This window comes from Actinophytocola xanthii (genome assembly GCF_001921205.1).
GTDB classification, from domain to species: domain Bacteria; phylum Actinomycetota; class Actinomycetes; order Mycobacteriales; family Pseudonocardiaceae; genus Actinophytocola; species Actinophytocola xanthii.
The window spans coordinates 42,007-65,724 of sequence record NZ_MSIE01000040.1; the positions used below are offsets into that span (position 1 = coordinate 42,007).

The 23,718-nt window shown below is 72.7% G+C and carries 24 protein-coding genes; 10 read left to right on the plus strand and 14 right to left on the minus strand.

The features are described 5' to 3' along the window. Window positions 1-60 precede the first annotated feature (60 nt). A complete protein-coding gene (locus tag BU204_RS21405; protein WP_083661496.1) occupies window positions 61-486 on the plus strand; it encodes a cupin domain-containing protein in 426 nt (141 codons plus the stop codon). Between the two features lie 20 nt (window positions 487-506). Here BU204_RS21405 and BU204_RS21410 read toward each other — a convergent pair whose 3' ends face one another. From BU204_RS21410 to BU204_RS21420, 3 genes are read right to left on the minus strand one after another with little or no spacing between them, the layout of a single operon-like run. Next, the gene (locus BU204_RS21410) at window positions 507-1,568 is read right to left on the minus strand and encodes a quinone oxidoreductase family protein (RefSeq protein WP_233160447.1); all 1,062 of its coding nucleotides are present in this window, start codon (window positions 1,566-1,568) and stop codon (window positions 507-509) included. 5 nt (window positions 1,569-1,573) lie between these two features. Beyond that, window positions 1,574-2,782, minus strand: a complete 1,209-nt coding sequence (locus BU204_RS21415) for a cytochrome P450 (RefSeq protein WP_075127499.1) — start codon at window positions 2,780-2,782, stop codon at window positions 1,574-1,576. Window positions 2,783-2,808: 26 nt separating this feature from the next. Next, the gene (locus tag BU204_RS21420; RefSeq protein WP_075127500.1) at window positions 2,809-4,020 is read right to left on the minus strand and encodes a cytochrome P450; all 1,212 of its coding nucleotides are present in this window, start codon (window positions 4,018-4,020) and stop codon (window positions 2,809-2,811) included. 234 nt (window positions 4,021-4,254) lie between these two features. Between BU204_RS21420 and BU204_RS21425 the strand changes: the two genes are divergently transcribed. Then, window positions 4,255-5,562, plus strand: a complete 1,308-nt coding sequence (locus tag BU204_RS21425) for a hypothetical protein (protein WP_075127501.1) — start codon at window positions 4,255-4,257, stop codon at window positions 5,560-5,562. On the opposite strand, the gene BU204_RS21430 is transcribed toward BU204_RS21425, so the two are convergent. Next, window positions 5,485-6,213 carry a sulfite exporter TauE/SafE family protein gene (locus BU204_RS21430; RefSeq protein WP_075127502.1) on the minus strand — a complete coding sequence of 243 codons (729 nt, stop codon included), beginning with the start codon at window positions 6,211-6,213 and terminating at the stop codon, window positions 5,485-5,487. The two genes, BU204_RS21425 and BU204_RS21430, sit on opposite strands and share 78 nt — an antisense overlap. A 123-nt stretch (window positions 6,214-6,336) precedes the next feature. Here BU204_RS21430 and hrpB point away from each other — a divergent pair, with 123 nt between their 5' ends. Next, the gene (hrpB, locus tag BU204_RS21435; RefSeq protein ID WP_075127503.1) at window positions 6,337-8,787 is read left to right on the plus strand and encodes an ATP-dependent helicase HrpB; all 2,451 of its coding nucleotides are present in this window, start codon (window positions 6,337-6,339) and stop codon (window positions 8,785-8,787) included. Here hrpB and BU204_RS21440 read toward each other — a convergent pair. Further along, window positions 8,741-9,472: an alpha/beta fold hydrolase gene (locus tag BU204_RS21440; protein WP_075127504.1), complete on the minus strand. Its 732-nt coding sequence runs from the start codon at window positions 9,470-9,472 to the stop codon at window positions 8,741-8,743. The genes hrpB and BU204_RS21440 overlap by 47 nt on opposite strands. Before the next feature lie 217 nt (window positions 9,473-9,689). On the opposite strand from BU204_RS21440, the gene BU204_RS21445 reads away from it, so the two are divergent. From BU204_RS21445 to BU204_RS21475, 7 genes are all read left to right on the plus strand, one after another. Continuing rightward, window positions 9,690-10,646, plus strand: coding sequence for a helix-turn-helix transcriptional regulator (locus BU204_RS21445; RefSeq protein WP_075127505.1), 957 nt, complete (start codon window positions 9,690-9,692; stop codon window positions 10,644-10,646). Window positions 10,647-10,833: 187 nt separating this feature from the next. After that, window positions 10,834-11,532, plus strand: a complete 699-nt coding sequence (locus BU204_RS21450; RefSeq protein ID WP_075127506.1) for a hypothetical protein — start codon at window positions 10,834-10,836, stop codon at window positions 11,530-11,532. Between the two features lie 309 nt (window positions 11,533-11,841). Then, entirely contained in the window at window positions 11,842-12,042 is a 201-nt protein-coding gene (locus tag BU204_RS21455) for a DUF397 domain-containing protein (RefSeq protein ID WP_075127507.1), read from the plus strand. Next, on the plus strand, window positions 12,043-12,909 hold the full coding sequence (locus BU204_RS21460) for a helix-turn-helix domain-containing protein (RefSeq protein ID WP_143229638.1): 867 nt from the start codon (window positions 12,043-12,045) through the stop codon (window positions 12,907-12,909). Window positions 12,910-12,932: 23 nt separating this feature from the next. Beyond that, entirely contained in the window at window positions 12,933-13,811 is an 879-nt protein-coding gene (locus tag BU204_RS21465) for an SAM-dependent methyltransferase (protein ID WP_083661506.1), read from the plus strand. Window positions 13,812-13,829: 18 nt separating this feature from the next. Continuing rightward, a complete protein-coding gene (locus BU204_RS21470; protein ID WP_075127509.1) occupies window positions 13,830-14,204 on the plus strand; it encodes a YchJ family protein in 375 nt (124 codons plus the stop codon). After that, window positions 14,201-15,838, plus strand: a complete 1,638-nt coding sequence (locus BU204_RS21475) for an ABC-F family ATP-binding cassette domain-containing protein (RefSeq protein WP_075127510.1) — start codon at window positions 14,201-14,203, stop codon at window positions 15,836-15,838. Before BU204_RS21470 ends, BU204_RS21475 begins: the two co-directional genes overlap by 4 nt. Window positions 15,839-15,904: 66 nt before the next feature. Here the strand turns inward: BU204_RS21475 and BU204_RS21480 are convergent, their stop codons facing one another. The 9 genes from BU204_RS21480 to BU204_RS21520 form a co-directional block, all read right to left on the minus strand. Beyond that, window positions 15,905-16,285, minus strand: a complete 381-nt coding sequence (locus BU204_RS21480; RefSeq protein WP_075127511.1) for a histone-like nucleoid-structuring protein Lsr2 — start codon at window positions 16,283-16,285, stop codon at window positions 15,905-15,907. A 773-nt stretch (window positions 16,286-17,058) separates the two neighbouring features. Beyond that, window positions 17,059-17,820, minus strand: a complete 762-nt coding sequence (gene surE, locus BU204_RS21485; RefSeq protein ID WP_075127512.1) for a 5'/3'-nucleotidase SurE — start codon at window positions 17,818-17,820, stop codon at window positions 17,059-17,061. Beyond that, window positions 17,817-18,713 (minus strand): PfkB family carbohydrate kinase, encoded by an 897-nt coding sequence (locus BU204_RS21490; RefSeq protein WP_233160448.1) that lies wholly within the window; start codon window positions 18,711-18,713, stop codon window positions 17,817-17,819. The genes surE and BU204_RS21490 overlap by 4 nt, the downstream gene beginning before the upstream one ends. Window positions 18,714-18,805: 92 nt before the next feature. Next, window positions 18,806-19,846 carry a c-type cytochrome biogenesis protein CcsB gene (ccsB, locus tag BU204_RS21495; protein WP_075127514.1) on the minus strand — a complete coding sequence of 347 codons (1,041 nt, stop codon included), beginning with the start codon at window positions 19,844-19,846 and terminating at the stop codon, window positions 18,806-18,808. Window positions 19,847-19,923: 77 nt separating this feature from the next. Continuing rightward, on the minus strand, window positions 19,924-20,817 hold the full coding sequence (locus tag BU204_RS21500) for a M56 family metallopeptidase (RefSeq protein WP_075127515.1): 894 nt from the start codon (window positions 20,815-20,817) through the stop codon (window positions 19,924-19,926). Continuing rightward, window positions 20,814-21,194: a BlaI/MecI/CopY family transcriptional regulator gene (locus tag BU204_RS21505; RefSeq protein WP_075127577.1), complete on the minus strand. Its 381-nt coding sequence runs from the start codon at window positions 21,192-21,194 to the stop codon at window positions 20,814-20,816. The genes BU204_RS21500 and BU204_RS21505 overlap by 4 nt, the downstream gene beginning before the upstream one ends. An 87-nt stretch (window positions 21,195-21,281) precedes the next feature. Then, window positions 21,282-21,830, minus strand: coding sequence for a hypothetical protein (locus tag BU204_RS21510; protein WP_075127516.1), 549 nt, complete (start codon window positions 21,828-21,830; stop codon window positions 21,282-21,284). Further along, complete coding sequence (locus tag BU204_RS40180; RefSeq protein ID WP_075127517.1) at window positions 21,827-22,252, minus strand: hypothetical protein; 426 nt, start codon at window positions 22,250-22,252, stop codon at window positions 21,827-21,829. Before BU204_RS40180 ends, BU204_RS21510 begins: the two co-directional genes overlap by 4 nt. Further along, entirely contained in the window at window positions 22,147-23,616 is a 1,470-nt protein-coding gene (locus tag BU204_RS21520; protein ID WP_083661499.1) for an IS701 family transposase, read from the minus strand. Before BU204_RS21520 ends, BU204_RS40180 begins: the two co-directional genes overlap by 106 nt. Window positions 23,617-23,718: the final 102 nt, after the last annotated feature.

The window sequence follows — 23,718 nt, forward strand, 5'->3', positions numbered from 1 at the left end:
CACTCGAGACCGAGTCAAGCACCGGCAGTCGGTCAGCCATTCTTGGGTAGGATTCCGGACATGAGCAAGAAATTGGCGACCGCGCATTTTTCCTTGCCTTTCCTCAACGGCCTCATTCGTATCGACGCGACCGACACCGGCCAGGGTTTCGCTCTCCTGGAAATGAACATGAACCCTTTGTCGGGACCGGAGACCCATATTCACGTGAACGAGGACGAGTACTTCTACGTCCTCGAGGGGACCTACGAGTTCCGCTGCGGCGAGGAGCTGTTCACCTGCGGTCCGGGAGACGTGGTGAAGGTGCCGCGCGGCGAGCCGCACCGGTTGACCGCCGGCCCGGCCGGCGGCCGACACCTGACGATGTTCCACCCGGCCGGGCCCGAGGGGTGGTTCGTCGAGGCCGACAGCCTCGCCGCCTCCGGCGCGCTCACGCCGGAGGCGGCGGGACTGCTGTTCGACAAGTACGGGATGATCCGGCCGGGTTGAGGCGCCGCGACCAGAGCTCGCTACTCGACGGTGAGCACGACCCGGCCGAAGGTGTCGTCGGTCTCCAGCAGACGGTGGGCGCCGGCGGCCTCGGTCAGGGTGAACTCCTCGGCGTTGACCGGTACCCGCAGCCCGTCCGCCACGTCCTTCCAGGTGGCCTCGAAGTCGGCCGGACGCGCGGTCCGCACCGTGCGGATCGACTGGCTACGCAGGTACATCGCCCGCAGGTCCACCTCGACCCTGGCGTCCTCGAGGGCGCCCGAGCAGACCACGGAGCCGCCGGTCGCGAGCACCTCCTGCAGGCGGCTCCACACGGGAGCGTCCACCACGTTGTCGATCACCGCGGCCACGCCGCGGCCGCCGGTGGCCGCGGCGAGCTGGGCCGGGAAGCCCGCGTCGGTGGTGTCCACGACCAGCTCGGCGCCCAGGGCACGCAACCGGTCGTGCTTCCAGCTCTGCCGGGTACCCGCGACCACGCGAATCCCCCGGTGCACAGCCATCGCCACCACCGCGGAGCCCAGCGCCCCGCCCGCGGCCGGCACCAGCAGCCAGTCCCCGGGCACGACCTCGCTGACCTCGAGCTGGCGGTGCGCCACCGCGCCGTTGAGCGCGAGGGCGCAGGCCTCCCGGTCGGACACACCGTCCGGAACCGGGAGCACAGCAGCCTCGGGCACCACGCAGTACTGCGCGTAGGCGCCCTGCCGGTGCACGCCGAGCAGCTCGAGCCCGCCGCACCGCTCCTGGTGCCCCTGGTCGCAGCCGGCGCACCGGCCACAGCTGAGCACCGGGAACACCACGACCCGCTGCCCCGGCGCGGTCACGGGGACCCCGGGACCGCTCGCCACCACCTCGCCGACGTGGTCGGCGCCGAGGAGGTGCGGGAACCGCACCGCCCGCGCGAAGGGCAGCCGACCGGCCCGGGTGGCCAGGTCCAGCGTGCGGCCGACGGAGACCGCCCGGACGCGCACCAGCACCTCGCCGGGCCCGGGTTCGGGCACCGGCACCTGGTTCACCTCGAGGACCTCCGGACCGCCGAACCCGGTCAGCACGACCGCGGTCATCTCGGCTGGAATCGTGGTCATGGCGGTCACCAGGTCATCGGGAGCGTGTGCAGCGTGTGCAGCGACATGGTCGGCTTGAGCTGGAGCTCCTCCCGGGGAACCGCGAGGCGCAGCGTCGGGAACCGCTTGAACAACGAGGTGAGCACGATCCGCAGCTCGGCGCGGGCGAGCGGCGCGCCGAGGCAGGAGTGCGCCCCGCCGCCGAAGCCGAGGTGGTCACGGTTGTCCCGCTCCGGGATGAACTCCGCCGGGTTCTCGTAGCGCCGCTTGTCCCGGTTGCAGGCACCGACCGGCACGAGCACGGCCTCCCCGGCCGAGATCTTCGTGCCGCCGATCTCGACGTCCTCGGTGAGGATCGCCAGCGGACCGCCGTCCCCGATCGGGTTGATCCGGATCAGTTCCTCCACATACGCGTCCACACAGGAGGGGTCGCTGACGAACCGCTTGAGGTGCTCGGGGTTGTCCAGCAGCGTCACGACCGCACCGTTGATCATGCTGAGCGTCGTCTCGTGGCCCGCGATGCACAGGAACATGATCAGCATGACCAGGTCCCCGTCGTTGAGCTTGCCCTCGTCCATCGACTTGACGAGCATGCCCATCAGGTCGTCGCTCGGCTCCTTGCGCTTGAACTCAGCCAGCTCGAGGATGTAGCCCGCCATCTTCATCTGCTGGGCCATCAGCTCCTCTGGCGAGTCCGCCGTGACCGTGAGCAGCGAGTTGCACCAGTCGTGTACGAGGGCCTCGCCGTCCGGCGGCACGCCGAGCAGCTGGCAGATCATCGCGATCGGCACCGGGAGGGAGAGGGTCTCCACCAGGTTGACCGGCGGCGTCATCTCCTCCATCGCGTCGAGCAGCCGGTCGGTGGTCGCCTGCATCTGCGGCTCCATCGCCTTGACCTTCCGCGCGGTGAAGGCACCGGCGGCCAGCCGCCGCAGCCGCATGTTCTCCGGCGGGTCGCTGGTGGTCAGCATGCCGGGTGGCGGGCGCAGCGTCGAGAACCACGGCGCGTCGGGCTCGCAGAGCAGCTTGCGGCTGTAGATGTTCTCCCGGTCGATGAGGATCTCCTTCGCGTCCTCGAACCGGGTGACCAACCGGACCACGTCACCGGTCGGCAGCGTCACCTTCGCGGCCGGCTCGTGTTCCTGGAGCTGGTTGTACAGCTCCGGGTGCTCGTAGGCGTGCGCGCGTGCGAACGGGAATGCCGGACATCCACCCGGCTTGAACGAACTGTCCACCGTCTATCCCCTTTGTCCTGTTGCGATTACCAGCGGACGGGTACTTCGTCCAAGCCGCCGACGAGAAGTCCTTCGTGCGTACGCAGCTCGTCACTCGGCACGGCCAGGTCGAGCGTCGGGATGCGACGGAGCAGGATCTCAAGCGAGACCTGTAGCTCGGTCCTGGCGAGCGACGCGCCGACGCACGAGAACTGGCCACCGCCGAAGGTGACATGCGGGTTTGGCGCCCGATTGAGATCCATTGTGGACGGATCGGTGAACATGTTGCCGTCCCGGTTGGCCGCACCCATGTTGCAGATGACCGTGGTTCCCGCGGGCAGCGTGCCGAACGACAGGTCGATGTCGGCACTGACGTAGCGCGGGATACCGAAGCCGGGGTTGACGTCGAAGCGCAGGATCTCCTCGACCGCGTAGCGGATCAGCGAGCGGTCGGCGAGCAGCCGCTCCCAGCGCTCGCGCTCGGCCAACAGCATCGCCACCATCTTGCCGATCATGTTCGAGGTCGCCTCGTGGCCGGCGATCAGCAGCCCCTGGGCGGTCAGCAGGAGCTCGGTCTCGCTCAGCCGTCCGTCACCGGAGTCGGTGACCTCGATCAGCGAGCTGATCAGGTCCTCGCCCGGGTTCTCGCGGAGCTTGCCGATGTGCTCCATGAGGTACTGGGCGAACTCGGCCTGCGAGGAGTTGATCTCGTCCTGGGTGAACCGGGACATGTTGACCATGACGTTCGACCAGTGCCCGAACCGGTCCCGGTCGGACTCGGGAACGCCGAGCAGCAGGCCGATCACCCATACCGGCAGCGGGAAGCCGAACTCCTCGCTGAGGTCGGCCGGCGGCCCCTTCTCCAAGATCTGGTCGATGAGCTCCTCGGCCTTGGCCTCGATCCGCGGCCGCATCTCGATCATCCGGCGGGCGGTGAAGTAGCGGCTGACGAGCTTGCGCCACCGCTCGTGCCCCTGTCCGGACGCGATGGACACCTCGCCGCCGAAGAGGCCGCCGTCCTCCTCGTCGGAGATCCTCGCCGCGTCGGCGGTGTCGAGCTGGCGGTTGAACCTCGGGTCGAACAGGACGGCGCGGACGTCCTCGTAGCGGGTGAGCAGAACGGCCTCGTCACCACTGGCGAGCCGGATCCGGGCGACCGGGCACTCGGCCCGTAACCGCTCCCACTCCGGGGAGGGCTCCAGCGCGGAGGGATTCGGTAGCGGGTAGTCCAGGACGGTGTCGTTGCGCTCGACGGTCACAGAGCCTCCAAAGGGGACGGGCTGCGCCGAGCGTTGCCCAGCTGCGGGATGGACTTCAACGGACGGGGATGAGCCCCATGGTCATTCTCGAGTGAACCGCGACCGCCCTGTCCTTTTCGGACCCGTTTGTGGCGTGTCCGATGATCATGGTGAGGACCGGGATGGTCTCTCTCGGTCACCCGGAAGGTCGCGCGGGCGGGCGAGCCGGCCGCTCCTCGCCTATGGTGGGGCGCCGTGGCCGAACCAACGCGGCGGGTCTACCTGCACGTCGGCACCCCGAAGAGCGGGACCACGTACCTGCAGGAGGTGCTGTGGCGCAACCGCGAACCGCTCGCCGTGGCCGGCGTCCTGTACCCGGGCGACCGGCCCGACCGCCAGTTCCTCGCCACGCTCGACCTGCTCGGTCTGACCTTCCACGGGCACAGCGACCCCGACGTGCCCGGGTCCTGGGACCGCCTCGCCGAGCAGGTCCGGGCCTGGCCCGGGACCTCGGTGGTCTCCCACGAGATGCTCGCCCCCGCCGACGAACGGACGGCGGCCCGCGCCCTCGCGTCCTTCGGCGACGCCGAGGTGCACCTCGTGTGCACCGCCCGCGACCTGGCCAGGCAACTGCCCGCGGTCTGGCAGGAGGACGTCAAGAACCGCGGCCAGCTGACCTTCGCGGAGTTCTCCCGCTCGCTGCGCGGTCTCGACGAGGACACCGACCCTTACCACGCGCGGACCTTCTGGGGGTACCAGGACGTCCCCGCCGTGCTGCGGACCTGGTCCGCCGGGTTGCCCCCGGACCGCGTCCACGTCCTGCCGCTGCCTCGGGGCGCCGCCGCGGGCGCGCTGTGGTCGCGCTTCGCCCGCGTCCTGGGCGTGGACCCGGCGCTGGGCGAGGACGAGGACGAGGTCCGCAACCCCTCGACCGGCGTCGTGGAGACCACGCTGCTGCGCCTGCTGAACAGCGCCGGCGTGGCCGACGACCTCCCCTGGCCCGCGTACGAGAGCCTGGTCAAGACCTTCCTCGCGGTGGAGGTGCTGGCGTCGCGACCGGGCTCGGTGCCGCTGACCCTCCCGGCCGGCGACCGCGACTGGGTGCGGCGGTGGAGCGAGCAGGCCGTGGCGGCGCTGCGGCGGGCCGGCTACGACGTCGTCGGCGACCTGGCCGACCTGCTGCCGGCGGACGGGGAGGAGCGGCGTGAGACCCACCCGGACGGAGCCGACCCCGCCGAGCTGGCCGACGCGGCGGTCTACGCCCTGGCGGCGACCCTGCGCCTGGTGGAGCGGGAGCGCGCGCGGTTCGCCGAGGAACAGGCCCGGTCGGCCGAGGAGCACGAGCGGGTGGTCGAGGAGCTGCGGCGGGCGGGCCTGCGCGAGGTGCTGGCGCGGCGCCACGGGCACGCCCCGCGGGTGCGCTGGATGCTCGACCGCTACCGGGGAGCGCGTTCCCGCCTGCGCGCGCTGACCGGCGCCCGCCGGTCAGCCGGTGGCCACCAGCCAGGCCGTCCCGCCGAGGGCGGTGGCGACCACGAGCCCCTGCAGCACCGGCACGGGTAGCCGTCCGACCACCCTGGTGCCGAGCCAGCCGCCCGCGGCGGCGGGAGCGGCGAGCAGGGCGGCGAGCCCCCAGTCGACCAGCCCGGTGAGCGCGAACGCCACGCTCACCAGCACGGCCATCACCAGCAGCAGCACGTTGCGGGTGCGCATCAGGTCCCGCGCCGGCATGGCGGCGAACCCCGGCGCCAGGGCGAGCACCGCGAAGGCCAGCGTGCCTGTGCCGACGCCGACCATCCCGGCGTAGACGCCGCAGGTGAACGTGGCCCCGGCGGTGGCGGACGGGCCCAGCGTCCGGCCGGCGCGGCGGACCAGCCGCCGCACCGGTTCCTGGACGACGACCAGCACCGCTGCCGGGAGCAGGCACCACGGCGCGACCGCCTGGAACGTCTGCGGTGGGGCGAGCACGAGCAGCGCGACGCCGGCGAGGGTGCCGGCGCAGCCCGCCGCGAGCGGCCGCGAACCCGGGCCATGGGTTCGGAGCAGGCGGAACCCGCCGAGGAACGAGACCGGCGTGACCAGCTGCGTGGTGGCGTGGGCGGTGATCGCCGGCACGCCCGAGGCGCTGAGGGCGAGGAAGGTGACCACCGCTCCGCCGCCGCCCGCGGTGTTGAGGAAACCCGTCACCAGGGCGGCGATGATCTCGAGCCTCATTCGGGCGTGTCGTCCGGGTAGGGGCTCCTGATCACGCGCGCCATTCGAACAAACATTCGAGAGGGTGTCAAGGCGGGGCGAGGGTGCGTCCGCGCAGCCCCGGTCACCGGGCAGACTCGTGGCATGCGGCTGCCCGATCTCCCGGTCCGCGCGGTGCTCGACGACGTGCGTGCCGCGCTCACCGACAGCGGCCGCGCCGTGCTGGTCGCCCCGCCGGGCACCGGGAAGACGACCGTCGTCCCGCTGGCCCTGGCCGAGGGCGTCGAGGGCCGCGTGGTGGTCGCCGAGCCGAGGCGGCTGGCCGCGCGCGCGGCCGCGACGCGGATGGCCGCGCTGCTGGGCGAACCCGTCGGCCGCACCGTCGGCTACGCAGTGCGCGGTGACCGGAAGGTGTCCCGGTCCACGCGGGTCGAGGTCGTCACGACCGGCCTGCTGGTGCGCCGGCTGCAGGGCGACCCGAGCCTGCCGGGCACGGACGTCGTGGTGCTCGACGAGTGCCACGAACGCCACCTCGACGCCGACCTCCTGCTGGCGCTGCTGCTGGACGCGCGGGCGGGTCTGCGTCCGGACCTGCGCCTGCTCGCGACCTCGGCGACGGTGGCGACCGACCGGCTCGCGGCGGTGTTGGGCGAGGCGACACCGGTCGTGCGGGCCCTCGCCCGGACCTACCCGGTCTCGGTCAGCCACCTCCCGCCGGCGCGGGGCGAGCGCGTGGAGGCGTGTGTGGCCAGGGCCGTCCGGCGCGCCCTGGCCGAGACGGACGGCGACGTGCTGGCGTTCCTGCCGGGCGTGGCCGAGATCGCCCGGACCACCGCGCTGCTCGACGGCCTCGACGTGGTCCCGCTGCACGGCCGGCTGTCCGCGGCGCGCCAGGACGCGGCCCTGGTACCCGGCTCCTCCCGGCGCGTGGTGCTGGCCACCGCCGTCGCCGAGTCCAGCCTGACCGTGCCGGGCGTGCGGGCGGTGGTGGACTCCGGGCTGGCTCGCGTGCCGCGGATGGACCACCGGCGAGGACTGGGCGGCCTGGCCACGACCAGGGTGTCGGCCTCGGTGGCCGAGCAGCGCGCCGGGCGGGCCGGGCGGGAGGGGCCCGGCCGGGTCTACCGCTGCTGGCCCGAGCACGAGCAGGCCACGCTCCCCGCCCAGCCGGACCCGGAGATCAGGACGGCCGACCTGACCCGGCTCGCGCTCGAGCTGGCCTGCTGGGGCACGCCGGAGGGCACCGGCCTGGACTGGTGGGACCCGCCGCCGGCCGGGGCGCTGGCGGCCGGACGCGCGGTGCTGTCCGCGCTCGGCGCCCTGGACGCCACGGGCGGAGTCACCGGACGCGGCCGGCGGCTGGCGGAGATCGGCCTGCACCCGAGGCTGGCCAGGGCCCTGCTCGACGGGGCCGAGGCGATGGGGACCACCGCCGCGGCCGAGGTCGTCGCGCTGCTCGACGACGACACGCTGGCGACGGGCACCGACCTGTCCGACGCCCTGCGCGACCTGCGCGGGGGTGCCACCGACCGCGCCCGGCGGTGGCGCCGGGAGGTGCGGCGGCTCCGCGAGCTGGTGCCGGACCGGCCCGGCACCGGGAGCGCCGACCCGGCGCTGGTCGTCGGGCTCGCCCACCCCGAGCGGCTGGCCCGGCGACGGGCACCCGGCGCGCGGAGCTACCTCATGGCGGGCGGCACGGCGGTCGAGCTCGCCGGGGCGGCCGACAGCGAGTGGCTCGCCGTCGCGAGCGCGGACCGGCAGCCGGGCCGCAGCCACGGCACCATCCGCCTGGCCGCCCGGGCAGACGAGGAGCTGGCCGTCCGGGCCGCCCCGGCCATGCTGTCCACCGAGGAGCAGATCGCCTGGGTGGACGGCGACGTGGTGGCCCGCGAGATCACCAGCCTCGGTGCGATCGTCCTGCGGGAGCGCCGGCTGGCCGAGCCGGACCGCACGGCCGTGCGCGAGGCGCTGCTCGACGGGCTGCGCGGCGAGGGGCTCGCCCTGCTTCCCTGGCCGCCAGCCGCCACCCGGCTGCGGGCGAGACTGGCCCTGCTCCACCGCGCGCTGGGCGCCCCCTGGCCCGATGTCTCGGACGCGGCGTTGCTCGAGGCGGCGCCGCTGTGGCTCGGTCCGGAGCTGGCCGACGCCCGGCGCCGGGCCGACCTCGCCCGGGTGGACACCCACGCCGGGCTCTCCCGCCTGCTGCCCTGGCCGGCCGCGGCGCGGCTGGACGAGCTGGCGCCGGAGCGGCTGCCGGTCCCCTCCGGCAACCGGGTGCGCCTGGACTACTCGGCCGAGGAGCCGGTGCTCCCGGTGAAGGTGCAGGAGGTCTTCGGCTGGACCGCCACCCCCACGGTCGCCGACGGCCGGGTGCCGGTGCTGTTGCACCTGCTCTCGCCGGCCGGGCGGCCGGTCGCCGTCACCCGTGACCTCGAGTCGTTCTGGCGCACCGGGTACCACCAGGTCCGTTCGGAGCTGCGCGGCAGGTACCCGAAACACCCGTGGCCGCTCGACCCGAGCACGGCCGAGCCGACGGCGCGGACGCGCCCTACGACACCCCGAGCAGGATCTCCGCGAGCGCGGCCGGCTCGGTGAACATCGGCCAGTGCCACGTGGGCAGCTCGGCGTAGGTCCAGCGGTCACCGCCCATGTGCGCGAACAGCGGGACCTCGGCGGCCCAGCCCCGTGCCTGCTCCTCGGTGAACTCGCAGGCGACGCAGAGCCGGGGCAGCGTCTCCCACTGCCCGGTCAGCGAGACCGGTGTGGTGGCCGTGGCCCACGGCTGGGGGACGGCGCGTTCGCGCAGCGCGGTGAGCACCGCCTGGTCCAGGTCCGGGACCGCCGAGGCGAGCTGCTCCCAGGGCGGCGGGGGCAGCCGCCACCCGTCCCCCTCGGCGGCGACCCGAGCCGCGTTGGCCTCGTGCTCCTCGGCCCCGAAGTCCGCCATGGCCATCCCGTCGGGCAGCGGACCGGTGTCCACGAACACCAGCTGGGCGATCCGCTTCGGAGCGCGGTCGGCGACGCCGGCGATCACCGCGGCGCCGCCGTAGCTGTGGCCGACGAGGACGACGTCGGTGAGGTCCTCGTAGTGCAGCAGGTTGAGCACGTCGGTCACGTGCACCGCGAGGTCGGTCTGGGGCGTGGCGAGGTGGACGCGCTCGGCCATCCCGGTGAGGGAGAGCGCGTGCACCTCGTGACCCCGGGCACGCAGTGCCTCGGTGACCGGGCGCCAGGCCCAGGCACCGAGCCAGTAGCCGGGAATCAGGACGTAGGTCGTCATGCGCGCACGCTAGGGCACGTCCGCACAGCCCTCGGTCGCGGTCTTCGCGCCCAGCTCGCCGCTGGCGGCGTTGTCGGACAGGCCGAGTACAACCCGGTACGAGGCCTGCCCTCCGCCTTGCCAGCGACGACCTGGATCACGAAGCCCATCGACCGGGACCGTGCGGACGCGCCCTAGGCTCGATACCGGACAGAAGCCGCCCGATATCATGAGCGGTGTGACCCGCCCCACAGCGCGCGTCCTCGCGTTGCTGGAGATCCTCCAGGGCGGCGGCCTCCTCAGCGCCCGCGAGCTGGGCGAACGGCTGGGCGTCGACGAGCGGACCGTGCGCCGCTACGCCGAGCACCTCACCGACCTCGGCATCCCGATCGAGGCTCGCCGCGGCCGCTTCGGTGGTTACCGGCTGATGCCGGGGTTCAAGCTCCCGCCGCTGATGCTCACCGACGAGGAGGCGGTCGCCGTCGTGCTCGGCCTGGCCGCCGGCCAACGGGTCGGCCTGGTCACCGAGGCCCCCGAGGCCACCGCGAGCGCCTCGGCGAAGATCCGGCGGGTGCTCCCCCCGGCGCTGGCCGAACGCCTGGAGGCCCTGCTCGCGGCCGCCGACCTCACCGGTCGGGCCGGCGCGGCGAGCCCGCCCGGCACCGCGGTCCTGCTGGCCCTGGCCGACGCGGCCGACCGTCGTCAGCCGGTCCTGGTCACCTACACCGCCTGGCGCGGTGCCTCCAGCCGGCGCAGGCTCGAGCCCTACGGGCTGGTCTTCCACTTCGGGCGCTGGTACGTCATCGGATCCGACTCGCAGAGCGGCGAGATCCGGACCTTCCGCCTGGACCGGATCAACGCGGTCGAACCCATCGCCGGCTCCTTCGAGGTACCCGCGGACTTCGACCCGACGGCCCGGGTGCTGTCGGGCCTGGTCGACGTGCCCTACCCGCACGAGGTGAGCGTCCTGCTGCACGCGCCGCTGGACACCGTGCGTGAACGCCTCCCGGTCAGCGTGGCGACCCTGCGGGAGGTGGGGAACGGCGTGCGGATGGTGCTGCGCGCCAACCAGCTGGCCTGGGTCGCACGGGTCCTCGCCTGGCTCGACTGTCCTTTCACCATCGAGTATCCCGACACCCTGCGGGACGAGGTGCGGGCGCTCGCCGAGCGCCTCGGCGCGGGCGGCGGGGGCTGACCGACGACCGTGACCGGTCCATTCAGGATAGTCACTGCGAGTAGTTGACTGCTCACTCGTCTGCCGGGCAGCGATCGAGCTCCCCCTGCCCGCACACTTGTCGTGGTCCGACCTCTGGAGGACACCGCCGGTGCGTCAGCGAACACGTCCCTCGCGCCACGATGCGACAGCTCAACAGTTTCTCGCCGTGGCCGCCGAACTGATCGAGACGTACCTGCAGTCCGACCCGATCCACCCGAGGCAGTCCCGCCGCCTCCGCCACGTCCACTTCCCCGAGGCGTTGGACTGGCTGCGGACCGAGGACGTCATCCGCCTCGCGCAGACCTGGACCGGCGAGGGAGCGAGCCGGCGCGCGTTCTTCAGCCGCTGGCCGACCAGGGGCGAGTTCCTCCCCGACGCGGTGGTCTACACCCTGCTGCGCGAACCGGAGCCGCCGGCACCGGGACCGGCCACGTCGGTCTCCCGGCTCATCTCCCGCGCGGCCGACGACCTGTTGGCCGACCTCGCCCGTCACCCGCGCAGCTACCTGGTGCTGCACCTGGGTCCGCTGCTGCCCCGCGACCCCCGGCTGTCCGACGCCCTGCTCCCGAACTCCCGGGCGGCGATCCACGTCTGGCTCGACATCTACCGGCGCCTCGCCCACGGCCTGGACCTCGTCATGCGTCCAGAGTGGACGTTCAAGCGGATGTCCTCGGTCCTGCAGGCCATGCTCGACGGGTTCCTGCTGCGCCAACGGGTCCACCCCGACGACCACGCCTCGTCGCGCTGGAAGGGGGCCAGCATCCTCGCCGACGCCATCATCGCGTTCCTGCTCGGCGCGGTGGACTGGGACCTGACCGGCCAACCCGGCCGAGTCGCCCTCGACACGCTCACCCGGAACCTGTAGGAGCCGCGTTCGAAGATAGGGCGGCCCGGCACCCCCCAGGAATCCCGGGCCGCCCCGAGCCCGGCGCCGGCAACACCCGACCGCGGTGCCCTCCGGCCGCCGGTTCGCTCTCCGGCTGCCACCCTCCCAACGATCATAGCGCCGAAACGGCCGACTCGGCGCCGACCGATCAAGGAACGAGCACACCCGCGCAAATTCCTGCGGATGATTCGAAGGATAGGAACCAAGCGGCCGAAAACAGGGCTTGCGATCCGATTAATCTACCCGCACGATTAATCCGTCCGGTCGGCTCGGGGACGGAGATGATCAATGACGATCACGCAGGCGAGAGGCGGGAAGCACCCCCGCGGGTGGCGACGGGCCAGTCGTTGCACTCCGCAGAACAACTGTGTAGAAATCAGGGTCGGCTCCGATGACGTCGGGGTTCGGGACTCGAAGAACGTCGGCGCGGCCCCACTCGTGTTCTCCCGCCACCAGTGGGCCGCATTCATCGGGGAGATCGTTCGCTGAGTGACCAGGGCAGGCACGGCCGCGGTGCGGCGAGGGAAGCTCGGCGCGGCATTACGTGACGCGCGCCGGGCCGCCGGCATGACGCAGGAGCGGGCCGCCGAGGAGCTGGGCTGTCGACAGGGCAAGATCAACAAGATCGAGACCACGCAGTGCGCGATCAGCCCGAAGGACCTCAGCCGTCTGCTGGAGATCTACCAGGCCTCCGACGAACTGGTCAACCGGGTCAAGGTCCTCGCCGCGCCGGGTGCCCCAGGTCGTCCCGCGGGCTCGCTCCCCAACAGCGCGTTCCTGCAGCTGCTCGAACTCGAGCCGCGGGCCAGCGAGATCCTCGCGCTGCACAGCGAGCGGATTCCGGGCCTGCTGCAGTCGGAGTACTACACGCTCTCCCAGTTCAGCAAGGCCGGTGACCCGACCGACCTCGCCGCGCTGCTCTTCGACCGGCAACAACGCGCCCGCCTGTTCACCACCGAGAACGCCCCGCGCTACCGCGTCATCCTGAGCGAGTCCTCGCTGCACCGGATGCCGGGCGGACGCACGCCGGCGCTGGTCATCGACCAGGCCGAGCACCTGCTCACCCTCGACGAGACCTACGAGCAGGTGTCGGTGCACATCCTCACCTTCGACGCGGACATCCCGTTCCTGGACGCGGACTTCACCGTGCTGAAGTTCACCGACGGCAACAAGGACCTGGCCTACGTCGAGTACGCGACGGAAGGGAAGATCTTCCGGTCGCCGAAACCCGTCGCCGAGCGCGAGCTGTACTGGCAGCGGGTCCACCACGCGGCACTCGGAACCGAGGACAGCAGGAAGTTCCTGGAAGAGCTGATCGATCGCGCACGCGCGGGATGGCGGAGTCCGAAGCAATGAACAACCTGCCCGAACGGAGCCCCATGACCGGAGACGACGGCGTCCCGCCGGCCGAGCTCGAGCTCGGACGGCCGGCCGCCCCCCGGGTACACGACCGCTGGCTCGGCGGCAGCTCCAACTGGTCGATCGACCGCGAGCTCGCCGACCGGATGGTGGACGACTACCCGTCGCTGCCGGACATCGCCCTGGCCAGCCGGGTGTTCAACAACCGCGCCGTGCGCCACCTGTACCGGCTCGGCGTGCGCCAGTTCGTCGACATCGGCTCCGGCGAGCCCATCCCGGGCTGCACGCACGAGGTCGTCGACGAGTTCGCCGCCGCGGAGGGCCGCGCTCCAGACGCGCGGGTGGTCTACGTGGACCGCGACGCGATCGTCGTCGCGCACACCGAGGTGCTGCTCGACCGGCAGGGTGACCAGCGGCGGCACGCGGTGGTCAACGCGGACCTGCGCGACCCCGACGGCCTCTGGGCCGCGGTCCTGGACACCGAGCAGATCGACCTCGACAAGCCGGTGGCGCTGCTGCTGTTCGCCGTGCTGCACCACCACCAGCCGGGGCCGGACGGCGACGACGTGAGCGCCCGCTCGGTGGCCCGGTTCCGCGAGCTGCTCCCCCCGGGGTCGTTCCTCGCGCTCTCCCACGTCACCAGCGAGGGGGTGCCGGCGGAGGTGGCCGCGCAGCTCGTCACGCTCGCCCGGTCGTTCGAGGAGGAGAGCGCCAGCAACGTCGTCACCCGGGGGCGGACCGAGATCTCCGCGCTGCTCGACGGCTTCGAGCTGCTCGAGCCGGGCTGGGCCTGGGGCCCCGACTGGCACCCGGAGGAGACCGGCCCGGGGGTCCGCCCCATCTCCCTCCCCACACCTGGGTACTCCCTGCTCTGGGCGGCCGTCGGTCGGGTGCCGTGACACCGGGACAATGGTCGGGTGAAGTGTCCATGCGGGACCGGTTCGGCCTTCGACGACTGTTGCGCGCCCCTGCACTCCGGTGCCACGACGGCGCCGACCGCGACCGCGCTCATGCGGTCCCGGTACAGCGCCTTCGCCGTCGGTGACGGCGCCTACCTGTTGCGGACCTGGCACTCCAGCACCCGGCCGCGCGAGCTGACACTCGACGCCGCGCTGCGCTGGGAGCGGCTGGAGATCGTGTCGGCCACCGGCGGCGGGCCGCTGCACGCGACCGGCACCGTCGAGTTCCGCGCCCACCACCGGCGCGACGGGAGGCCCGGCGTCCTGCACGAGCACTCCCGCTTCCGCCGCGAGGACGGGCAGTGGACCTACCTGGACGGTGAGCACCGGTGAGCGCGACGATGGTGGCCAAGGGGCTCGCGGCCGGGCACGGCGACCGGCTGCTCTTCTCGGGGCTGGACCTCGTCGTGGCGCCGGGCGACGTCGTCGGGCTGGTCGGGGCCAACGGTGCCGGGAAGTCGACGCTGCTGCGGGTGCTCGCCGGACTCGCCGCGCCGGAGGAGGGCTCGGTCTCGCTGAACCCGCCCACGGCCTCGGTCGGCTACCTGCCCCAGGAGCGGGACCGGCGGTCGGACGAGACGGTCCGCGCCTTCCTCGGCCGGCGAACCGGGGTCACCGCCGCGCAGGCCGTCCTCGATGACGCGACCGTCGCCCTCGCCGAGCAGGAGGCCGGGGCCGACGAGGTGTACGCCGAGGCGTTGGAGCGGTGGCTCGCGCTCGGCGGCGCCGACCTCGACGAGCGGATGTCGGACGTCCTGGCCGATCTGGGGCTCGCGGTCGACCTCGACCTCCCGATGGGCACCCTGTCCGGCGGGCAGGCCGCCCGTGCCGGGATGGCCTCGCTGCTGCTGTCGCGCTACGACGTGTTCCTGCTGGACGAGCCGACCAACGACCTCGACCTCGCCGGCCTCGACCGGCTGGAGGCGTTCGTCGCGGGTCTGCGGGCGGCGACGGTGCTCGTCAGCCACGACCGGGAGTTCCTCGCCAGGACCGTCACCAGCGTCGTCGAGCTGGACCTGGCCCAGCACCAGGTCAACACCTACGGCGGGGGGTACGAGTCCTACCTGGCCGAGCGGGCGGTCTCCCGCCGGCACGCCCGTGAGCGCTACGAGGAGTACGCCGAGACCCGGGCGGCGCTGGAGCTGCGGGCGCGCACCCAGCGGGCGTGGATGGACAAGGGGGTGCGCAACGCCCGCCGCAAGGCGCCCGACAACGACAAGGTGGGTCGCGGCAAGCGCATCGAGGCCACCGAGAAGCAGGCCTCGAAGGCACGCCAGACCGACCGGCTCATCGAGCGGCTCGAGGCCGTCGAGGAGCCGCGCAAGGAGTGGGAGCTGCGCATGCGGATCGCGGCGGCACCGCGATCCGGCGCGGTCGTCGCGACCCTGCGCGGCGCGGTGGTCCGTCGTGGCGAGTTCACCCTCGGCCCGGTCGACCTGCAGGTGGACTGGGCGGACCGGGTCGCGATCACCGGCTCGAACGGCGCGGGCAAGTCCACGCTGATCGCCGCGATGCTGGGCCGTGTCGAGCTCGCGGCCGGCGAGGCCGCGCTCGGCCCCGGCGTCCGGGTCGGCGAGGTCGACCAGGCCCGGGCGCTGTTCACCGGCGAGCGCACGCTGCTGGCCGCGTTCGAGGCCCAGCTGCCCACCTGGCCGCCGGCCGAGATCCGCACCCTGCTCGCGAAGTTCGGGCTGACCGCGGCGCACGTTCCGCGCCCGGCGGGCAGCCTCTCGCCGGGCGAGCGCACGCGGGCCGCGCTCGCTCTGCTGCAGGCCCGAGGGGTGAACCTGCTGGTGCTCGACGAGCCGACCAACCACCTCGATCTCCCCGCGATCGAGCAGCTGGAGTCCGCCCTCGCCACGTATCCGGGCACGCTGCTGCTGGTGACGCACGACCGCCGCATGCTCGAGGCCGTGCACACGACCAGGCACCTCCACCTCGCCCACGGCTCCGTGACCGACCGCTGATTTCCCGGCGCCGGCCGGAATGACTTTCTCAGGGCGGGTCAGCGAGCTCCGGGGAGGATTCCCGGCTCAGCTCTTCTTGCGCGCACGCCGCTTGGGCGCGGGCTTCTCGGCGGACTGGGCCTCTTTGTAGGCGTCGATGACGTGACCGGGAATGCGACCCCGGGCGGACAGTTCGAAGCCGTTCTGCTGAGCCCACTCGCGAACCTGGCCGGCCTCCCCGTTGGCGGAGCTGCCGTTGGTCGGCTTGGTGCCGCGCTTGATCCGGCCACCGGTCCGACGGGCGGAGTCCACGTACTGGGCGAGCGTCGCACGCAGGCGCTCCGCGTTGTCCTCGGTGAGGTCGATCTCGTAGTTCGCCCCGTCAAGTCCGAACTGGACCGTCGAGATGTCACTGGAGGTCGCACCGGTCAGATCGTCTACCAGTTGGACAAGAACCTTCTGAGCCATGGGGGGAGCCCTTCTGAGATGTGGCCGCGAATACGGCTATCACTTCCTGAAGATAGCAAGAGGTCGGAGGTAAACCAACAGGGGGTACCGAGATCAGCGCCTCATTCTGAAGATTAGATCTCTCCAGCCTGCCAGCCACAAGCCCCTCGCGCATCCTCCGCGGCAACGATTGAGAGCCGGATGACTACGACTGGTAGTAAGGAATCGGACATCCACCCCCTCTCCGCACGCCCGAGAACTCGCCGCGAGACGCCACGAGCACTGCCGGAAACGAAGAACTTTCCGCACTCACAACGAGACGGGGTGTGGTCGAGGCGGTGTGAGCGGCCCACCTCGGGCGCGAGGTGATCTGTCGGCGGGTGACCGGAGAAATCACGGTCCGGGGGAAACCCGCCTCGATCCGGTATCCCGCGCCGACGCCGTCGCGGTCGATTGTGGGCCACGTTCGACCGCGGCGAGGTGACCAACCGCTCGGTCTACGCGGTGGTGGGATGGCTCAGGAAGGGCGGGCGGAGAGCCCGCCCGAGACGGGCACGAGCCGACCGGGAACCGCCGGCGGGATCCAGGGCACGTCCGCACAGCCCTCGGTCGCGGTCTTCGCGCCCAGCCCGCCGCTGGCGGCGTTGTCGGACAGGCCGAGTACGACCCGGTACGAGGCCTGCCCTCCGCCTTGCCAGCGACGACCTGGATCACCAAGCCCATCGACCGGGACTGTGCGGACGCGCCCTACGACCCGCCCGCGGTACCGGGGCGGCGAAACGGGGCGCGGCCGGTCAGGAGAAGGTCGACAGGACCTGCTCGTCCTCGGTGACGGGGGTCAGCGGGGTCGCGGTGGCGTGGCCCTGGGCGAGCAGGGCGGCGTCGGTGCCCTCCTCGAGCTCGCCCTCGACCACGACGTTGCCCACCTCGATCAGGTCCTCGCCGAGCTGGGTGATCTTGCTCTGGACGCGCCCGTAGCTGGCCAGCCGACCCCAGCGCAGCTCACGCACCTCGTCCACCGGGCGGTCGGGCACGTTGACGTTCACGACCGTGCCCGGGGCCATCTCGGCCACCTTCGGCAGCAGGTCGCGGACCAGGGTCGCCGCCGTGGCCCAGTGCGGGTCGGTGACCTCCTCGATCTCCGTGTCGAGGGACACTGCGACGGCCCGGGAACGGTTCACCGCGGCGGTGAGGGCGGCGCCGACGGTTCCGGAGTGCAGGATGGCCCGCCCCACGTTGGCGCCCCGGTTAACGCCCGACAGCAGCAGGTCCGGCCGGCCGCCGAACCCGTCGTGGCAGGCGATCAGGGCGATGAGCCCGGGGTGTGCGGCCACCGCGTAGGCCGTGACCTCCTCCAGGCCCGGCAGCCGACGGCGCTCGACGGCGACCTGGCGGGCGTCCTTGGCGGCGGTCAGGCCGGCACTGGTACCGCTGGACTCGGTGACCGGCGCGGCGACGACCGGGTCCCACCCGAGCTCCAGCGCGCACCGGACCAGCGCGTGCAGACCGGGTGAGTCGATCCCGTCGTCGTTGGTCACCAGCACCCGCGGCGTCATCGCTTCTTCTCCTCGATCTGCTCGATCTCGACCCGTTCGGCCAGCGCGCGCACGGCGTCGCCGCTGCCGGTGCCCAGGCCGTGCCTGGTGATGTTGAGCGCGCCGGCCGCGGCGCCCAGGCGCAGCGCGGTCCGCACGTCGGCCTTCTGGGCGAGCGCCGCGGCGATGCCGGCGGTCATCGAGTCGCCGCCGCCCCTGGTGTCGACCGGTTCGAACGACGGGGCACGCATCGTGACCGCCTCGCCGTCGAACACGGCGAGCGTCGGATCGGCGGCGCGGGACACGACGACCAGCCCGACACCCGTCTCGGCGATCTCCCGTGCGGCGGAGAGCAGGTCGTCGAGGGAGTCGGACTTGGCGCGGCCGTCCTCCTGCAGCTCCTCGTGGCTGACCTTCACGACCGTGGGGGTGCCCTTCAGCGCGGACTCCAACCGCGCGCCCGCCAGATCCACCACCACGTCGCACCCGTTGCGGGTCAGGTCGGTCGTCAGCCGTTGGTACACCGAGATCGGCACGACCTCCTCGGTCGCGGTGTCGGCCGAGCCGCTGAGCACGGCGACACCCGCGCCCAGCCCGGCGACGACGGTCATCTCGTACAGGTCGTCGAGCTCGTGGCGGGTGAGCTTGTCCGGGATCATCTCCGCCACCGACTCGCGGTCCCCGTCCCGCCGGTCGTGCACATAGGCCCCGTTGCGGGCCAGCACGTCCCTGGCGCGCACCTCGATGTCGGGGACGTCCATCAGGTGCCGCAGCACCTGCCCGGGCTCCCCGCCCAGCGCACAGCAGAGGATCACCCGCGAGCCGAGCGCGGTGATCATGCGCGCCTGCCAGAAACCCTGGCCCCCGGCGTGCAGGTGGACGTCGGCATTGCCCTCGACCTGCTCGACCGTCACCGTTACCTGCGGCGAGGGAGCGAAGATTACGACCTGGTCATTCACCCCGGCCGAGTACCCCGATCCGCCCAATGCACAAACGCGTGCCGGGGTCAGCCGCCGGCGTAGGAATGCAGTCCCGCGACGACGAGGTTCACGAAGAACAGGTTGAACAGGACGATCACCAGACCGACGATGTTGAGCCAGGCCGCCCGGCGCCGCCGCCAGCCCGACGTCGCCCGCGCGTGCAGGTAGGCCGCGTAGCAGACCCAGGTGACGAACGCGACGGTCTCCTTGGGATCCCAGCCCCAGTACCGACCCCAGGCCGACTCCGCCCAGATGGCGCCGGTGACGATCGCGAAGGTGATCGTGATGAAGCCGAACACCCCGCTGCGGTAGGCGAGACGGTCGAGGAACTCCGGCGGGGGCAGGCGGTCCGCGCGCGACGCCGGCGCGCGGTCCTGCCCGGAGCGTCGTCCGTCCCCGGTGGACCCGGCCGCGCCGCTGGCCTCCTCGGTGAGCGTGCCCAGCCGTCCCTCGCTGACCAGGTGCAGGGCGCTGGCGACCCCGGAGACCAGGAAGACCCCGCTGGCCATGATCGCCGCCGCCACATGGATCACGATCCAGTAGGAGCGCAGGGCCGGCTGGAGCGGCGCGACCTCCGTGTAGAGCAAGTTGCCGGCGAGGAACAGCAGCAGTGACACCGGCAGCAGCACGAACACGGCCACCCGCCGGACCGGGTGCCGGCGCAGCACGTAAAGCCAGGCGAGGACCGCGACCAACCCGACCGCCGACATGTACTCGTACATGTTGCCCCAGGGGATCCGGCCGGTCGCCGCCCCGCGCAGCACCACCGAGCTCAGGTGCAGCAGCGCGCCGAGCACGGTCAGGGCGACCCCCATCCGGCCCAGCCGCGCGGGCAGGGTGGCGGGTGCCGGCGGCGGGTCGGCCGGGGGCGGTGCCGCCGTCGGTGCCGCACCCCCGGCGGCGGCACCGACGGCCACCGGAGCCGGCCTCGCGGCCGCGGCCCGCCGCACGGGATAGCGCCCGAGGACGTACTCCCCCGCGCTGAGCAGCGCGGCCAGCATGTAGACGCCGACGGCGCTGGTGAACAGCCAGTCACTCAGCATCGCCGTACCGGGCAGCTCGGGCATCACGACTCCTCGAGGTCGGCTCGGACGGATCTTAGTCCTACGCCGCGTAGTAGATCGCGGCGGCCGCCTCGGACCGCTCAGACGACGAGGAAGCTGAGCGGGGTCGACACCAGTACCGCCCCGGTGACCAGCACCAGCCAACGCACGGCGAGCGGGAGCGGCCGGAGGGCCGAACCGAGCCGGGACAGCCGGGCGGCGACCGCGCCGTCGGCCATGCCGATCGCGCCGGGCGGTGGCGCGACCGCGGTGAGGTTGAACCGGCGCAGCGCCGCCGCGAGCGAGGCCGCGCACCGGGCGCGGCAGGCCCCCTCGTCGGCACGCATCTCCACCAGCAGCGCCACCGCCTCGGCCGCCCCGGCCACCAGGCTGCTCCTCGGCAGCAGCCGGCGCAGCGCGGCGAACGGCAGCAGCACCAGGTCGTGCCGCTCCCGGGCGTGGGTCTGCTCGTGGGCCAGCACGGCGGCGACCTCGTCCGGGGAGAGCGCCGACAGGGTCCCCGAGCTGAGCACGACCTGAGCCCGCAACCCCGGCAGGCAGTAGGCCACGGTGAGCGGGTGGTCCAGGATCAGCACGCCGGGCAGAGCGGACTCCTCCCGGGCCACCAGGGAGAGCACCTGCCGGTGGCGCCGCCGGGTGTGCAGCACCCGGACCCACGACCAGGCGAGCGAGGCCAACAGGACCGACGCCAGCACCAGCCCGGCGCCGACCACGGCGAGGTGCCACGGGGAGAGCCCGGCCGGGCGGGTGCCGGCCAGCAGGCGTTCGACGGCGGTGGGGATGTCGGGGTCGTAGGGCGACAGGCCGATCGCGAACACCGCGCCGACCGCGCACAGCACCCAGGTCAGCAGCAGCATCTGCCACAGCAGGATGCCGGTGCGCGGAGAACGCCACACCCACCTCGCCGCGGCCAGCGGGCGCACCAGCGCCGTGCACAGCAGGAGGGTCGTCAGCAGGTGCAGCGTCGCGTTCATGCCGGCGCGGGGTCCTCCGGCTCGCGGCGCGCGGCGCGTTCGAGCGCCTGGCTGAGCACCTGGACCTCGGGACTGCTCACCGACAGCGCGAAGCGGGTGAGCGCGGCGTCCCGGTCGCCGGTCAGGTCGAGCGCGTCGAGCATGAGCTGGGCGATGTAGCCCTCGCGGCTGTTGGTCGGCTCGTACCGCCAGGCCCGGCCGTCCCGGTGGCGCCGAACGACGCCCTTCTTCGCCAGCCGGTCCAGCACGGTCATCACAGTGGTGTAGGCGAGCTGCCGGTTGGCCAGCGCACCGGCGACGTCCCGGACGACGCAGGGTTCGCCGCGGTCCCACAGGACCTCCATCACCGCGCGCTCCAGCTCGCCCAGCCTGCCCACCACGGTGTCCTCCCTGCCGATGCCCGCGCCGATCGTAGCGCCGAACGGGGTGGTCGCGGAGCCGCCACCACCCCGTCCCGCCACGCCTCAGCGGATCACGCTGGCCTCCGCCTCGTACCAGTGGTGCACGTCCTCCACCGACCCGATCGGAACGCCGAGAACCTCACCCGGGCGCTCGTCGTCGCCGACCGCCAGCGCGAAGCGGGCGGGGGACGAACCGGAGACCGAGAGGGTGTAGGTGCCTTCCTCGGCCGGGAACCGCCCGGTGAGGTAGCTCAGGTAGGAGGTCTGGGTGTAGGGCTCGTCGAAGGTCTCCCGCCGGGAGGCGCGCAGCACCCGCTCCTGTCCCGAGGGCGAGACGATGGTCAGGAACGGCAGGTCCTCCTCGGCCAGGTCCTGCTCCGGGCTCAGCTTGGGGATCAGCAGCTCGACGAACAGCTGCTGGTCCGCGCGCAGCTCCGCACGCACGGTCCGGACCTCTCCCGGCTCGTCGATCGCGCCGTAGAAGGCGAAGGAGATGTTGCCGTCGGGCAGCGTCGGCGCCTTGCCTCGGCTGGCGTTGGCCCTGGTGAGCACGACCGGGATGTGCAGCAGCAGGCCGGCGGTGAGCAGGAGGTTGGCGGTCAGCCGGTTCATGTGGTCTCCAATCGAGGGCGGGCGAAACGGAAGACGCAGACGTTGCGCCGGTCGGTCTGGCGGGCGAGCACCCGCACGTCCAGGTCGGGGAAGGCGCGTTCGGTGGCGAGCAGGTCCAGCTCGCACAGCACTGGCTCGGCCTCGGTCTCGGCGAGTCCGAGCCCTTCGGCGGCGACGCGGCAGGTGCAGGTCAGCATGATCTCCAGCGCCGCGTCCTCGGCCTCGGTGGAGACGTCGACGAAGTCGGTGGTGATGCCGACCGCGGCCAGGCCCGGCACCGCGGCGGAGAGCCCCTCGGCCAGGGACGCCGACCCGATCAGCGGACCGAGCCGGGCCGCCTGCCGCTCGGGAAGACCGGAAAGGGCGATCTCCCGCGCCTCGGCCGGCCCGTGCCGCTCACGAAGCTCGAGGTACTGGCGCACCTGTTCGCACATGGCACGTCTGGCGTGCTCGACGGGGCCCGGATCGGGCTCGGGCATGACTCCTCCTCGGGGTCGGGGTCGGGACCGCCGGCGGACTCGGTGCCGGCGTCGGGGAACGGGGTGCGGGCTTCGGGCACGGGACCGGGCCGGGCCACCGGCCCCGGAGCTGGGTCACGCTCCCCGCCGGGGGCGGAGCGCCGGGAGCGGGTGGGGCGGTGTGCGCCGCCCTGGCGGGGGATGGGGACCGGGGTGGCCGGCTCGGTACGGGGTCCGGCGAGCTCCAGGCAGTTGTGCGCGGCGAGCGCGAGCGTGGTGTAGCGGTACCAGCCGGTCCAGTGGCGTACCTCGTACTCGTCCAGCCCGGCCCCCGAGCAGGCCGCCGCCAGCACGTACCGGTTGCGCTCGAGCACCAGGGCGACCTCGACCAGCTCGGGCAGCGTCGTCGCCGGCGCCGCCTGGCACAGGTAGGCGTGCAGGTTGTCGCGGGTGCCGGCGTCGCGGCGCAGCAGCAGCCAGCGGACCGGACGGGCGGGCCGGCCGGGCGCCAGGCGCACCCTGGTCCACTCGTAGGAGCTCCACGGCCTCGGCTGGCCGGACCAGGCGTCCCCCTCCAGCAACGCCGCCAGCGACTCGGCGGACTGCCGCTCGCGGCGGTCGGCGATGACCACCGGCAGCTTCTCCGCGTTGGCCACGCCTACCAGGAACCACATGTGGTTCTTCTCGAAGAACCGGCGCAGCCCGGCGTCGACGACCGACGCGCTGGCCGCGACCCACCGCCCCGGCACCCTGGCCGCGACCGCGCGCGCCACCATCGCCGCCGCCAGGGCGGCCGGGCTCCGATAGGGCAGCTCCTCGGGAATGCGCGCCGCGCGGCGCAGACCGGCATCGGCGATCCACGCCTTGGGGAGGAACAACTCGCGGTCGACCAGAAAACTGCCGCGCTGTGACGAATAGGTGCAGAACAACCCGGTCTGCACGTTTTCCGTTCGCCGCCCCGCACTGGACTGGGCCAGGTGTACGCCGACCGACCGGCGCCCCCGCTTCGGAAAACGCCATTCGTCAACCACCAGTACGGCGTTCCGGTCAGCGGCGTGACCGAGAACGAAGTCGCGGACGTCGTCGCGCACGCGGTCCGCGTTCCACCGCGCCGTGCTCAGCAGGCGCTGCATCCCGTCCGGGTACTTCTCGCCGCCCTGCGCGGCGAGCTGCCACCCGTTCCGGCGGCCGACCGGGTCCAGAATTCCACGGAGATATACCAGCGCCCGTTCCCGCGGCTCTGCTCTGGCGAATCGGTGTCGAATGTGTCCGTGTAATGCCTCCGCGTAATCCAACGGGCTCGGCGGTACACTCGCCTCCAAGGACATCGATGATTCCCCCACGTGCGAATTGGCCCCATAGTTCCGACGCGCTCATGCACGAACGTAGTCCCTGACCCAATGCCGATGTCGACCTAAGTGCGGTTGAGG

Excerpts from the sequence above, each read along its gene's own strand:
- BU204_RS21405 (WP_083661496.1), top strand. The coding sequence starts at position 61 with ATGAGCAAGAAATTGGCGACCGCGCATTTTTCCTTGCCTTTCCTCAAC.
- BU204_RS21410 (WP_233160447.1), bottom strand. The coding sequence starts at position 1,568 with ATGACCACGATTCCAGCCGAGATGACCGCGGTCGTGCTGACCGGGTTC.
- BU204_RS21430 (WP_075127502.1), bottom strand. The coding sequence starts at position 6,213 with ATGAGGCTCGAGATCATCGCCGCCCTGGTGACGGGTTTCCTCAACACC.
- hrpB (WP_075127503.1), top strand. The coding sequence starts at position 6,337 with ATGCGGCTGCCCGATCTCCCGGTCCGCGCGGTGCTCGACGACGTGCGT.
- BU204_RS21440 (WP_075127504.1), bottom strand. The coding sequence starts at position 9,472 with ATGACGACCTACGTCCTGATTCCCGGCTACTGGCTCGGTGCCTGGGCC.
- BU204_RS21455 (WP_075127507.1), top strand. The coding sequence starts at position 11,842 with ATGACGATCACGCAGGCGAGAGGCGGGAAGCACCCCCGCGGGTGGCGA.
- BU204_RS21465 (WP_083661506.1), top strand. The coding sequence starts at position 12,933 with ATGACCGGAGACGACGGCGTCCCGCCGGCCGAGCTCGAGCTCGGACGG.
- BU204_RS21480 (WP_075127511.1), bottom strand. The coding sequence starts at position 16,285 with ATGGCTCAGAAGGTTCTTGTCCAACTGGTAGACGATCTGACCGGTGCG.
- surE (WP_075127512.1), bottom strand. The coding sequence starts at position 17,820 with ATGACGCCGCGGGTGCTGGTGACCAACGACGACGGGATCGACTCACCC.
- ccsB (WP_075127514.1), bottom strand. The coding sequence starts at position 19,846 with ATGCCCGAGCTGCCCGGTACGGCGATGCTGAGTGACTGGCTGTTCACC.
- BU204_RS21500 (WP_075127515.1), bottom strand. The coding sequence starts at position 20,817 with ATGAACGCGACGCTGCACCTGCTGACGACCCTCCTGCTGTGCACGGCG.
- BU204_RS21510 (WP_075127516.1), bottom strand. The coding sequence starts at position 21,830 with ATGAACCGGCTGACCGCCAACCTCCTGCTCACCGCCGGCCTGCTGCTG.
- BU204_RS21520 (WP_083661499.1), bottom strand. The coding sequence starts at position 23,616 with ATGTCCTTGGAGGCGAGTGTACCGCCGAGCCCGTTGGATTACGCGGAG.